This window comes from Holdemanella hominis (assembly GCF_014306155.1).
Taxonomy (GTDB): domain Bacteria; phylum Bacillota_I; class Bacilli_A; order Erysipelotrichales; family Erysipelotrichaceae; genus Holdemanella; species Holdemanella hominis.
In genome coordinates this window covers 1-13,520 of record NZ_JACRWH010000062.1, presented here as the reverse complement: position 1 = coordinate 13,520, position 13,520 = coordinate 1, and the positions used below count along the sequence as shown (strand labels likewise).

At 37.3% G+C, this 13,520-nt stretch carries 14 protein-coding genes; 6 read left to right on the top strand and 8 right to left on the bottom strand.

The features are described 5' to 3' along the window. Positions 1 to 148: 148 nt before the first annotated feature. The 4 genes from H8911_RS10750 (at position 149) to H8911_RS10735 (ending at position 2,524) form a co-directional block, all read left to right on the top strand. Positions 149 to 334 (top strand): RNA polymerase sigma factor, encoded by a 186-nt coding sequence (locus H8911_RS10750; protein WP_020901210.1) that lies wholly within the window; start codon positions 149 to 151, stop codon positions 332 to 334. 14 nt (positions 335 to 348) lie between these two features. Next, a complete protein-coding gene (locus H8911_RS10745; protein WP_439649332.1) occupies positions 349 to 561 on the top strand; it encodes a helix-turn-helix domain-containing protein in 213 nt (70 codons plus the stop codon). A gap of 460 nt (positions 562 to 1,021) precedes the next feature. Further along, entirely contained in the window at positions 1,022 to 1,225 is a 204-nt protein-coding gene (locus H8911_RS10740) for an excisionase (protein WP_000814511.1), read from the top strand. Positions 1,226 to 1,306: 81 nt separating this feature from the next. Then, complete coding sequence (locus H8911_RS10735; RefSeq protein ID WP_001291561.1) at positions 1,307 to 2,524, top strand: tyrosine-type recombinase/integrase; 1,218 nt, start codon at positions 1,307 to 1,309, stop codon at positions 2,522 to 2,524. Between the two features lie 471 nt (positions 2,525 to 2,995). On the opposite strand, the gene H8911_RS10730 is transcribed toward H8911_RS10735, so the two are convergent. Genes H8911_RS10730 through mraZ form a run of 4 tightly spaced genes read right to left on the bottom strand, consistent with a single transcriptional unit; the run spans position 2,996 to position 6,846 of the window. Beyond that, a complete protein-coding gene (locus H8911_RS10730) occupies positions 2,996 to 5,188 on the bottom strand; it encodes a penicillin-binding protein (RefSeq protein ID WP_186999653.1) in 2,193 nt (730 codons plus the stop codon). Positions 5,189 to 5,206: 18 nt separating this feature from the next. Continuing rightward, positions 5,207 to 5,482 (bottom strand): hypothetical protein, encoded by a 276-nt coding sequence (locus H8911_RS10725; RefSeq protein WP_147346795.1) that lies wholly within the window; start codon positions 5,480 to 5,482, stop codon positions 5,207 to 5,209. 5 nt (positions 5,483 to 5,487) lie between these two features. Continuing rightward, the gene (gene rsmH, locus H8911_RS10720; protein ID WP_186999652.1) at positions 5,488 to 6,414 is read right to left on the bottom strand and encodes a 16S rRNA (cytosine(1402)-N(4))-methyltransferase RsmH; all 927 of its coding nucleotides are present in this window, start codon (positions 6,412 to 6,414) and stop codon (positions 5,488 to 5,490) included. Between the two features lie 6 nt (positions 6,415 to 6,420). Continuing rightward, positions 6,421 to 6,846 carry a division/cell wall cluster transcriptional repressor MraZ gene (gene mraZ / locus H8911_RS10715; protein WP_500784409.1) on the bottom strand — a complete coding sequence of 142 codons (426 nt, stop codon included), beginning with the start codon at positions 6,844 to 6,846 and terminating at the stop codon, positions 6,421 to 6,423. A gap of 233 nt (positions 6,847 to 7,079) precedes the next feature. Between mraZ and H8911_RS10710 the strand changes: the two genes are divergently transcribed. Further along, complete coding sequence (locus H8911_RS10710; protein ID WP_186999651.1) at positions 7,080 to 8,606, top strand: L-lactate permease; 1,527 nt, start codon at positions 7,080 to 7,082, stop codon at positions 8,604 to 8,606. Positions 8,607 to 8,652: 46 nt separating this feature from the next. On the opposite strand, the gene H8911_RS10705 is transcribed toward H8911_RS10710, so the two are convergent. Continuing rightward, the gene (locus tag H8911_RS10705) at positions 8,653 to 9,498 is read right to left on the bottom strand and encodes a DegV family protein (RefSeq protein WP_186999650.1); all 846 of its coding nucleotides are present in this window, start codon (positions 9,496 to 9,498) and stop codon (positions 8,653 to 8,655) included. Positions 9,499 to 9,610: 112 nt separating this feature from the next. Between H8911_RS10705 and H8911_RS10700 the strand changes: the two genes are divergently transcribed. Then, on the top strand, positions 9,611 to 10,099 hold the full coding sequence (locus tag H8911_RS10700; protein WP_186999649.1) for a DUF1836 domain-containing protein: 489 nt from the start codon (positions 9,611 to 9,613) through the stop codon (positions 10,097 to 10,099). A gap of 67 nt (positions 10,100 to 10,166) precedes the next feature. On the opposite strand, the gene H8911_RS10695 is transcribed toward H8911_RS10700, so the two are convergent. The 3 genes from H8911_RS10695 to proC form a co-directional block, all read right to left on the bottom strand. Continuing rightward, entirely contained in the window at positions 10,167 to 11,228 is a 1,062-nt protein-coding gene (locus H8911_RS10695; RefSeq protein ID WP_117926455.1) for a branched-chain amino acid aminotransferase, read from the bottom strand. A gap of 68 nt (positions 11,229 to 11,296) precedes the next feature. Then, positions 11,297 to 12,586 (bottom strand): M17 family metallopeptidase, encoded by a 1,290-nt coding sequence (locus H8911_RS10690; RefSeq protein ID WP_186999648.1) that lies wholly within the window; start codon positions 12,584 to 12,586, stop codon positions 11,297 to 11,299. Positions 12,587 to 12,589: 3 nt separating this feature from the next. Further along, positions 12,590 to 13,396, bottom strand: coding sequence for a pyrroline-5-carboxylate reductase (proC, locus tag H8911_RS10685; RefSeq protein WP_186999647.1), 807 nt, complete (start codon positions 13,394 to 13,396; stop codon positions 12,590 to 12,592). Positions 13,397 to 13,520: the final 124 nt, after the last annotated feature.

The window sequence follows — 13,520 nt, the reverse complement described above, 5'->3', positions numbered from 1 at the left end:
GCATTTTGTTTAAATTCTTGATCAAACTGTTTCTTTTTATTTGCCATTTTCTTTTACCTTCCTTTGTCTTTGAATCATCCTCTTTCTATTGTACCACTGGTGTAAATTTTCTCTTTTTGACTAGTCCTATTTATATGCTAACATCAATTTGTTGAGTGAAGCATTACGTGAGTTGCCAGACAAGAAACGTGAAATTCTACTGCTGTTTTACTTTATGGACATGAGCGATTCAGAAATTGCAGACCTGTTGAAATTGAACCGTTCTACTGTCTATCGGCATAGAACCAGTGGACTAGCCTTAATTAAAAAGTTTATGGAGGAATTTGAAGAATGAAAACACAATATCCTATGATTCCCTTTCCTCTCATTGTAAAGGCAACAGATGGCGATACCGAAGCGATTAACCAGATTCTACATCATTACAGAGGGTACATAACGAAGTGTTCCCTACGACTTATGAAAGATGAATATGGCAATCAAAGTATGGTCGTTGATGAAGTCTTACGTGGAAGAATGGAAACCAGACTGATTACAAAGATTTTGTCATTTGAAATTAAGTAATATCCTCTCTCCTTTCGTGGAAGCGTGCTAAACCATTCCACGCTTCCCGAACAGGGAGGTTTGTTATTCCACCAAAGCATATTGAGCTTTCAATGTGTTTTGATAGGCTAACGAGCCATTGTTCTTTGAAAACTGAATAAAAGTAATCGAATACGTTTCGATAAGAAAAGAGCCAACGGAACTAACCGCCATGACCTATCTTATAAAGATAGCGAGCGATTCATGTTAGTGATCCGAGAAGCAATCTTTAGCAGGATTGCCTGCAACGACATTCTTATCGTGATAATGATACTCCCATACAGTCAATAGTCCGAGCGTGATAAAACCGTCGCAGGCAATGAGTATGGCTACATGAGAACCATGCAGGGGTGGAACTCCCGTGAGCTTTGCTAAAGCTGTTCGATTGCTGGTAAAACAACTTTTATGAAATCCAAATAAGTGATTTGGAAAGGAGGATTTTATGAAGCAGACTGACATTCCTATTTGGGAACGTTATACCCTAACCATTGAAGAAGCGTCAAAATATTTTCGTATTGGCGAAAACAAGCTACGACGCTTGGCAGAGGAAAATAAAAATGCAAATTGGCTGATTATGAATGGCAATCGTATTCAGATTAAACGAAAACAATTTGAAAAAATTATAGATACATTGGACGCAATCTAGCGTCGCCAAAGGGTCTTGTATATGATAAAATAGTATTAAGTCGTATCAAGGCTCTTTCCATAAAGGAAAGGAGCAAATGCCATGTCAGAAAAAAGACGTGACAATAAAGGTCGAATCTTAAAGACTGGAGAGAGCCAACGAAAAGACGGAAGATACTTATACAAATATATAGATTCATTTGGAGAACCGCAATTTGTTTACTCGTGGAAACTTGTGGCTACAGACCGAGTACCAGCAGGAAAGCGTGATTGTATCTCACTTAGAGAGAAAATCGCAGAGTTACAGAAAGACATTCATGATGGTATTGATGTTGTAGGAAAGAAAATGACACTCTGCCAGCTTTACGCAAAACAGAACGCTCAAAGACCAAAGGTTAGAAAAAACACTGAAACTGGACGCAAATATCTTATGGATATTTTGAAGAAAGACAAGTTAGGTGTAAGAAGTATTGACAGTATTAAGCCATCAGACGCTAAAGAATGGGCTATTAGAATGAGTGAAAATGGTTATGCTTATCAAACCATCAATAACTACAAACGTTCTTTAAAGGCTTCATTCTATATTGCTATACAAGATGATTGTGTTCGGAAGAATCCATTTGACTTTCAACTGAAAGCAGTTCTTGATGATGATACTGTCCCTAAGACCGTACTAACAGAAGAACAGGAAGAAAAACTGTTAGCCTTTGCAAAAGCTGATAAAACCTACAGCAAAAATTATGATGAAATTCTGATACTCTTAAAAACAGGTCTTCGTATTTCAGAGTTTGGTGGTTTGACACTTCCAGATTTAGATTTTGAGAATCGTCTTGTCAATATAGACCATCAGCTATTGAGAGATACTGAAATTGGGTACTACATTGAAACACCAAAGACCAAAAGTGGCGAACGTCAAGTTCCTATGGTTGAAGAAGCCTATCAAGCATTTAAGCGAGTGTTAGCGAATCGAAAGAATGATAAGCGTGTTGAGATTGATGGATATAGTGATTTCCTCTTTCTTAATAGAAAGAACTATCCAAAAGTGGCAAGTGATTACAACGGCATGATGAAAGGTCTTGTTAAGAAATACAATAAGTATAACGAGGATAAATTGCCACACATCACTCCACATAGTTTGCGACATACATTCTGTACCAACTATGCAAATGCAGGAATGAATCCAAAGGCATTACAGTACATTATGGGACATGCTAATATAGCCATGACGCTGAACTATTACGCACATGCAACATTCGATTCTGCAATGGCAGAAATGAAACGCTTGAATAAAGAGAAGCAACAGGAGCGTCTTGTTGCTTAGTAGTACAAATGAATTTACTACTTATTTACCACTTCTGACAGCTAAGACATGAGGAAATATGCAAAGAAACGTGAAGTATCTTCCTACAGTAAAAATACTCGAAAGCACATAGAATAAGGCTTTACGAGCATTTAAGAAAATATAAAAAGATAATTAGAAATTTATACTTTGTTTAGATATAAGCTTATTCATAAACAGAAATAGGAAGAATGACGTTTTTTTTCACTGACTCAAAGGTCTAAAAAGAGCTACGTCATTTCTTCTCTAAGACTTTGTTCTCATTACATGCCTGCAAAAAGAAAAAGCCAGGAATATTATATCCTGACTTGAATACCATGAATAACTAAACAAACAGTTGATTCTCTTTCAATAGAAATGATTCTTGATCTGTTCATCTACATTATACAATTCTATATTAACCAGAATACTTTTCTTCCTGGTTTCATAATACGAAAAAGAGCTTTCGCTCTTTTACTCTAAATTTACCTCAATTTTTGTGTCCGTAGAAATCGTTGTCCCCTCTTCTACATTTTGACTTGTTACCTTACCATAGCCACTCGTCTTAATACTAATGCCCGTAAGCTGCCAGAAAACCGTTAAGTCCTTCCTTGTCCAACCCGACATATTTGGCATTGTAATCTTATTTCCATTTGTCAACACAAAGACACGATCATTCGAATTGATAGTTACCGATGCATCAGGATATTGTTCAATCACACTTGAACCATCCCCAATCACTTCTAAATGTACCTTTTTATCTTTCATCTTCTCATGCGCATAATCAATTGTATGATTCACTAAACTAGGCATTTCATAACTTTCCCAAGCCTCATACGACTCTTGTGTATCATTTGTTGGTGTTGTTGAAATACCACATGTCTGCAACGTATCCCGCACAATCTTTTTAAAAGGTTCTGCCGAATACGATGTAATGTTTGGCGAAACCAAGCCATAATACACCATAATCTTTGGATCATTGGCTGGCGCTGCCGCCATAATACTTGAAGTATGATAATCCGAATCATACTTACCCAAATCCGTATTATAGATTTGACCCGTACCTGTTTTCATCAAAAGATCCACACCATCCACTTTAAAGCGCGCGCCACTCGCCCCATCATCCGTAACATGCGACATCAATTCCTGCACTTCTTTAGCCGTTGTACTAGAAATCGGTGTACCCACAGCTTTTTTCTTATACTTCTTCTCCACTTTACCCGTATCACTATCCACAATCGAATCGATCACATACGGACGTACCATCGTACCATCATTAAAAATAGCTGTATAGGCTTGGCACAACTGCAACACCGTAATTGAACTTGCCTGACCAAATCCAGTCGACAAGTAATCTGTAGGAAGACCAATATTTTTAACACCCAAAGACTGATCCACATAGGGCGTATCCACTTTTTGAAAGAATCCAAACGCATCCAAATACTTACTGTATTGCGAATAATTAATATAGTTTGCCAATAACTCACAAATGGCTACGTTACTCGAATACGCTAAACCTTGATCAAACGAAATCGTACCAAAGTTTTCATCCAAGGCATCCGCAATATATGGATATGGTGAATGGGTTCCAATAGGCAAACGCGTGATTTTACCAGTATTTACATCATAATCATACCAGAATTGATATGACACATACGTTTTATTATATGGATACACATTGGTATCGATGGCTGTCGCATACGTAAATGGTTTCATAACAGATCCAGGCTCATACGTACTAGTACTAATCGCATCTTGATAGCTTGGAATTTCCTTATGTTCATTTTGATCAAACGTAGGATAACTTGCCCAAGCCAAGACTTTACCCGTATCCACTTCCATCACAATGCACCATGCCGATCTGGCATTCTGATTTTCCATGGTCGAGCGCAATTGCGTTTCTACAGTTGACTGCAATTCCGAATCTAAAGTCAAAACGACATCCTTACCATTCTTCGCTTGTTCAATCACTTTTGTCGTACCCGGAAGCTTCGATCCATCCACTGTCTGTTGATATTGTTCTTTTCCGTTTTTACCCTTTAATAACGCATTTAAAGAAAGCTCTAAACCAAGCTTACCCTCAATCGATTGTTTATCTTCATCATACGCCGCAAACCCAATTAAATTTGAAGAATATGGCGTAGCCGGATAATAACGAGATACCGCATCGATAAAACCAATACCAGGAATCTTTAATTTTTTGATTTCTTTCATCAACGACTTTTTAATACGCTTCGTTCCCGAACCAAGTTCCGTCTGCGACTTACCAGCCATTTTAGCCGACTTCATGATTTTGACTAACGCCTTCTCATTGACCTCATCTCCTAAAACACTCTTTAGTTTTTTGGCTGTAGATGAAATATCCTTAACATAATTAGGATTTCCATTGACATCCACAACACCCTTATCCAAATAGGCAACGATTGTATATGCCTGTGTTTGTTGGGCAATCACCGTATGATTTCGATCATAGATTGTTCCACGTTTAGCTGTAACTGCTTTTTCCACAATACTTGACGCAATTCTTGGATCCAACGCACTTTTTTGGGACCATATATGCTTATGGCTCACCATAGTGAAAAGAACATTAGCTACTACTAATGTTCCAATTAATGTCATTCGACTAATCATTTTTAACAGTTCTCTATTACTTTTGCGAACTGACATTATACATCACCACTCCATCTAGTCATTCATTACATATATATTATTTTCATGATCAGAGACCTGATTGTCAAGCATTCCTAACAGTCTGCCCTTTTCCTGTAATGTATTGACTTCATTCTGGAGCTCTTCAACAGTTTGTTCTTTCTGTGCAATTTCATCACTCAATTGCGACTCTTCTACAGAAAGCGAAATATTCATTGAGTTGACATATGTTTTTGATACGAAGTAGAAGACCGCAGACAACACAAATAAAGTTAAGACAAGTACTCTTGTTAATCTAAAACTTCTTTGCATATGAATCATCCTTTCTTCTCTATCCCTCTTAGTTTGGCACTGTGTGCACGATTATTGTTCTCTAATTCTTCACTACTTGCTAAAACCGGTTTTCGATTCACCAGCTGATATTCTAAATTTTCTGTCCCCACTTGTGGCAACCGCTTATTTACCTTTTTGGCAACGGCCACCTCTTTAAAAATCTCTTTCACAATTCGATCCTCTAGAGAATGAAATGTAATTACCGCCATAATTCCATGTGGCTTCAATAGCGTTAAGCCATCCTGTAATACGGTTTCTAACTGCTCTAATTCATGATTTACTTCAATACGAATTGCCTGAAACGTCTGCTTTGCCGGATGTCCCTTCTTTCTTAATACCGCAGCTGGAAGGGCTGATTTAATCACATCCACCAATTCAAATGTAGTTTCAATTGGTGCTTTTTCTCGAACACTACAGATTTTATTGGCAATCTTTACCGCAAATGGCTCTTCACCATAACGTTTTAAAATACGAATCAAATCCTCTTTGTCATACGTATTTACTACTGCATAGGCATCTAATTCTTGTGACTGATCCATACGCATATCTAATCGCGCATTCGAACGATAGCTAAACCCCCTTTGGCCATCATCAAATTGTGGACTCGATACACCAAGATCCATAAATATTCCATCTACTAAAGTAACACCACGCTTGGTAAGTTCACTCTTTAAATTCTCAAATGGAGAATGAATCAAAGTGAAATTATCCCCTATTGCCTGCAAACGAGGTGCACTTTCATCAATCGCATTTTGATCACAATCAAACGCATATAAATGTCCGCTAGTTAAACGTTTCAAGATTTCACTACTATGCCCCCCTCGACCTAGAGTGCAATCTACATAGATCCCATCTTCTTTTATTTGTAGCATGTCAATCGATTCATTCAATAATACACTAATATGTTCCATTCATTACTACCCCATAATTTCTGATAAGTGTTCCGCTGCTTCTTCAAAAGATGCACTTTGCTCTTCTTCCAAAGCTTCCCAACGATTTTTAGACCAAATTTCCAAATGGTTGGCGACACCTATAATCAAACATTCTTTTTCAAGACCAGCCAGGGCGATTAAAGAGGATGGGATTAAAATTCGCCCCTGACTATCCATTTCACATTCTGCTGCTTTAGACAACATCATACGCTGATACATGCGCGCATCTTTATTTGTCGAAGGCAAAGTTGATAGCTTTTGATACACTTGCTGCCACTGCTCTACCGTATATACATACAGGCATCCATCAAGTCCTCGGTTTACGACAACATGTTCACCTAGTTCCTCACGAAACTTAGCCGGCATAATCAATCGCCCCTTACGATCTATGTTATGCGCGTATTCCCCCATGAACATGTGTCTTCACCCCCACTCTATGACACAATATGCTACTTTGTACCACTATAATACATCATTTGATCAAAAAAGGCCATAAAATAATCAAAAATGTTTTGATTTTTTTGTTGACCACAAATATAACCCACAATCGTTACTTGCATACGCTTACACACCTATTTTTAGCGTTTTTGTTTTGACAAACTATCTCACTTTGATATAATCAACACGCATAAGGGAGAGATGATATGAGTTTTCTATATTTTGTTTTGGGGCTTTGTCCCATTTTATGGCTAATATTTGCGCTAACCGTACTTGGATGGCCCACATATAAAGCTGCCTTTGGTTCTTTAATTATTTCTGTACTATTATCCGTTGCGATCTGGCAACAAAGTTTTCTAAATACAATGACGGCTGCTTGTGAAGGCTTCTTAATGGCACTATGGCCTATTATTGTTGTAATTATCGCAGCCGTATTTACTTATAACCTGTCACTACGCACACGTGGTATGGAAATCATTAAACAAATGATTACTAGCGTTTCAAGCGACAAACGAATTCTTGTCTTACTTGTCGCATGGTGCTTTGGTGGATTTATGGAAGGTATGGCTGGCTTTGGTACTGCCATTGCCATTCCTGCAAGTATGCTTGTAGCTTTAGGCTTTGATCCTTTATTCTCTTGTTTAGTTTGTCTAATTGCCAACGGAGTTCCAACTCCATTTGGTTCCATTGGTATTCCAACGGTCACTTTGGCTAATTTAGTTGATCTTGAAAATGCTCAACTTGCATTTACACAAACCCTTCAATTAGCTCCATTTATGTTAATGTGTCCATTCTTGATCGTTATGGTCACAGGAAAAGGCTTTAAGGCATTAAAAGGCGTCACAGCACTTACTTTCGTTTCTGGATTAAGCTTCTTGATTCCTCAGATGATCGTTGCGAAATTTGTAGGTTCCGAATTATGTGTTGTGGTAGGAAGCGTTTGTTCATTATTATGCACAATTCTTTTGGGTTCTAAGGTAAAACCAAATCCTGAATACGAAATGAAGTTAGAAACAAACGAAAAAATTACGGTTAAAAAGGCATTAGCGGCCTGGTCACCATTTATTTTTATCTTTATCTTCTTATTATCAACTTCAAAATTAGTAGCTCCAATTCATACATTCTTGTCACAATTCGCATCAACCGCCATTATTTATACAGGAGACAATCCTAGCACAATGACATTCACTTGGATCAACACACCAGGTGTATGGATCTTCTTATCAGCTATTTTGGGTGGTTTGATTCAAAAAGCTACATTTAGAGATTTCAAAGTGGTATTTATCGCCACAATCAAACAGATGTCGCAAACCATTATTACCATGCTATGTGTACTCGGATGTGCTAAAATCATGGGATATGCAGGTATGATTGCGAGTATCGCATCGTTTGCCATTGCGATTACAGGAAGTTTCTATCCATTCTTTGCCCCATGGATTGGATGTCTAGGAACATTTGTGACGGGTTCTGGAACAAGTTCAGGCGTATTATTTGGTGCCGTACAAGAAAGCGCAGCCCAAAGCTTGAATGCTAATCCATATTGGATTGTCTCATTAAACTCTTTGGGTGTGGCAGCCGGTAAAATGTTGTCACCACAATCTATCGCCATCGCATTAAGCAGTGTCGATGGACAAGGTCAAGATTCTAAATTATTATCCATGATCTTGCCTTATGGTGTTGGTTTTATCATTGTCATGAGTTTTGTGGCTTACTTTGGTCAAATAGTATTCTAAAGTTAAGAAAAGAAAATAGAAAAAAAATATGGCTTAGGAAAATTTCCTAAGCCATTTTAATTGCCTGTACGGCAACGCATCCAGGTCCACCCTGCGCAATAAATGCAGGAGATAAAGGATAAATTACAACTTTTACACCTTCAAATGTTTCTTTGATTTTCTTTTCAAACATCATTGCCAAATCTTCATTAAAGGCATGTGAAATATAAAATGTATAATTGGAATCAAAATCATTATTTTTAAAATCTTCAACCACCATATTGACAGTCTTTTTATACGTACGACTCACGCCAAACTTATCTAAACCCATGCTATCAACGCCTTTTTTCAAAATTGGAATCAATTTTAATGCACCACCCAATGTAGCAGCTAACCCTTTGATTCTTCCACCACGAACTAAGAATTGAAAATCAACAGGAACCAAATACGACTCTTCCTGCATACGACTTTGCACGATCATCTTTACGATGTCCTTGGCACTTGCACCATTATTTGCCATTTCTAAAGCCGTATCCACCATCAAACGATGTGGCCCACACAACGTCTGCGAATCTACGACATGTACTAAGTCTGGATTGTCACAAGAATCCTTTGCCATCATAGCCGTCTGGTACGTTCCACTTAAACCAGAAGCCATCGCAATATCAATCACTTCATCACCATCCTTAGAAAGTTTATTATATAAATCAATCTTTTCTCCAAGACTTGGCTGTGAAGTTTTAGGAATCTTGTGCTCTTCAATCATCGTTAATAATTGTGTACTTGTGATATCCTCAAAATCTCGATATGTTTGTGAATCCACTGAAATATTCAAAGGAACAATCGACAACCCTTTTTTCTTTGCCGATTCAATCGAATACATTGTCGATGAATCAGAAATAATATGAATCATTCTTTTTTTACCTCTCTTTAGATAAACAATAATATAGATATCACGAGAAGTCAATACATCTAGTATTAATTTCTAGATTGTGCAACATTTTATTTTATGTTACAATCAAATTATGAAAGATTATACATTCCCAAAGTGGACCGAACTACCCGAAATTGACCTATATATGGACCAAGTGATCACCTACATCAATGAGAAATTAAAAGATACTTATTTCTATGATGAAAAGTTCATCACCAAAGCCATGATCAACAACTATGTCAAAACCGGTATTGTCCATCCACCCGTCAAAAAACACTACACAAAAAGTCATTTAGCCTACTTTTTAGTTTTAACCATCCTAAAAAGATGTTATTCCATGCAACAAATCACATCTTTACTTCATATTTATACTAATATAAAAGATTCAACCATCGAACAAGCCTATGACTTATTTATATCTCGATTTGAAGATTCATTAAATGACGTTTTTAAAAACAATCGAAATACAATCCTATTTGAAAACGCCAATTACGAACAAAAATTAATGGATAATGTCATTCAATGCATCATCTATAAGATGCATACTGAATACACACTTAAAAGCTATGAAATAAAGTAGAGAAAGACCATCTCTACTTTATTTATACACACAAAAAGGAAGATGTACAATGTACGCCTTCCTTTTATTAGTCAACTACAACAGTCCATCCATAAGGATCCGCAATTGTTCCCCATTGAATACCTGTCAAAGTATCATATAACTTTTGTGTTAATTCACCCGTTTTAAAATCAGAAACAGTAACTTTATCACCCTTGTAGTACAATTCACCAATTGGGCTAATTACGGCAGCCGTACCTGTTCCCCAAGCTTCTTGTAGCTTACCATTGTGACCTGCTTCCATCAATTCATCCACAGACAAATGTCTTTCTTCGATTTCATATCCCCAGTCTTTTAAGATATGTAAAATAGAATCACGAGTAACACCAGGAAGTACTGTACCTTCGCATGGAGCTGTCACAATCTTATTATCAATTTCAAACATAACGTTCATTGAACCAACTTCTTCAATGTATTTACGGTGAACTCCATCCAACCATAAGACTTGAGAATAACCCAATTCTTCAGCTTTTACTTGAGCAGCTAAACTACCTGCATAGTTTCCACCACATTTTGTAAATCCAGTACCACCTTTTGTAGCACGAACATATTCGTCTTCTACATAGATCTTAACAGGATTTACACCTTCGGCATAGTAAGCACCCACTGGAGAACAGATAATCATAAATTTATAATGACTTGCCGCATGTACACCAATCGCAGCTTCTGTCGCAAACATGAATGGACGAATATATAAAGATTCACCCTCACCTGTTGGAATCCAGTCTTCTGAATACTTCACAATTGTTTTTACAGCTTCCACAAACATATCTACAGGTAAAGTAGGCATACTCAAACGTTTATTGGAGTTCGCAAAACGCTTCGCATTCATTTCAGGTCTAAACAATTGAACCTTACCATCCTTAGTACGATAGGCCTTTAAACCTTCAAATGTTTCTTGTGCATAGTGCAATACCATACTTGCTGGATCAAATTCTAATGGTCCATAAGGTATGACTCTGGCATCATGCCATTCTTGACCAGCATCCCAATCCATCACAAACATATAGTCTGTGTAATATTTACCAAAGCCTAAAGCTCCAGTTGGTTTTTCTTTTAAGTTTTTACTTTCTACAAATTGTACTTCCATAAATTTGTCCTCTTTTCTAAACACCTATGATAATACCATGTTCTGTAAATTATTTCAACTTGTTGCATTTATTTACATTCATTTTCAAGAAAATGAACAATTGTCTCAATCATAACACCTGTAGCCACTTCATCCTTATCGCTCGTTCCTGCAATGTCCAAGTGAATCCACTTAGTGCCTTCCTCAATAAATTCTTCTAAGAAAGCCGCAGCCAAACTTGCATTTCCACCCAAAGTCTTTGAATTGATCAAATCCGCTACCTTTGAACACTTCAATTCTGAATGGAAATATTCATCCACAGGCAAACGCCAAATCTGTTCTTTTGTAGCTTTTGAAGCCCCTAAGAAAGGCAAATAGAAACTATCATCATTACTAAAGATTCCAGTATATGTACTACCTAAAGCACGTACACAAGCCCCAGTTAAAGTCGCCATATCGATCACGCGTGAAGCCCCTAATTTTTGTGCCATTGTCAAGGCATCTGCCAAAATCAATCTTCCTTCTGCATCGGTATTTGTGACTTCAATCGTTTTACCACTTAAACTTGTGATCACATCCCCATCGACAAATCCATGTCCATTGATTTTATTTTCAGTAATTGGTAAAACACAAACTACATTCTTTTCCACCTTTAATTCAGCAAGTAACTCCAATGCACAAAGCATATTGGCAGCCCCACACATATCATACTTCATACCATGCATATTTGACTTGATATTGTAGCCACCCGCATCATATGTAAGACCCTTACCAACAAGAGCTGTATAGTCTTCGTCTTGCTTACCACCATCATAACGAATAACCACCATAAAACATGGTCTGTCAGAACCTTGATTGACAGCTAAAAGAGCACCGGCACCAATTTCTTCTAAATCGTCTTGTGCTAATACTTCAATTTCCATATCATACTTTTCAGCCACAAGCTTCGCTTCATCCACCAAATGATCTGGTGTTAAAAAATTTGCGGGCATATCACTCATTTCACGCGCATGATTAACAATACGAGCTACTGTTTTACCTTTTTCAAATTCATCTTTAAAATCATCACTCTCTAAATCATACACCTTAGTATCTTTATAGCTATAAGCACCATACACTAAGCCAAAACCAGCTGCATACGCCGTATTTTCAGTGGCATACACCAAATAATCATCTGCCTCTACTTTACTGAAAGCTTCCTTGATATTCTTCTTACCATCACCCAAACCAACGACAACAACTTTTTCGCAATCCAATTGATTTAATGTATGAATTGTTGTAATCTTACCAAATTCTAAATCCAATTTTACATCTTTAAAAGCCGCTAAACTTTCCGGTAAAGTCTCTCCTTCAAACAATCCGATACAAATATTTTTCATATCCTATTTTCCCTCCGTCATTTTCTTTGATTTTTCACCACAAACACGCATAGCCGATTCAACACTCGCTCTAAAACCCATTCTTTCCAGCTCGCAAACCGCATCAATCGTTGTTCCACCAGGTGAACAAACCATATCTTTTAAGGTACCTGGATGCATACCTGTTTCTAAGACCATCTTTGCACTTCCCAAAACGGCTTGTGCCGCAAATGTATAAGCCTGAGTTCGAGGTAAGCCTTGTGCCACAGCTGCATCTGCCATCGCTTCAATAAACATAAATACATAGGCAGGACTTGAACCACTCACACTGGTTACAGCATCCATCATGGTTTCTTCAACCACTTCACATTTGCCAAAACTATTAAAGATAGACTGAACACAAACTTTATCTTCTTCAGTAACCAAATCATCAAACGAAATAGCACTCATCGCAGATAATACCAATGCGGGCGTATTCGGCATTGCCTTAATCACCTTTATATCTTTGCCAAAGTATGTCTTCACATCTAAAATGGTTACACCTGCCGCAATATCCACAATAATCACATCGGATTTGACACTGTCCTTGATTTTTTCAATCACCTTTGGATAATGTTTCGGCTTCACACTCAACACCAATACATCACTATTTTTTGCTACTTTTTTTTCATCTAAACTCGTTTCGACTCCATACTTTTCATGTAGTACATCTAAATTTTCCTGGTGATGATCACACACCCAAACTGTATTAAATACATGATTCTGACAGATTCCTTCAATCATGGCTTTCCCCATGTTTCCAGCACCAATAAAACCTATTGTTTCTCGCATAATACCCCTGGTATATTGTAATTGACCCATCTAGCTGGTCATTTACAACATACATCTCCTTTCTTTCAACCTTTAATAACCGTAGTTGAAGACGGTTTTGTTAATTTGTAAAATTGAATATGTG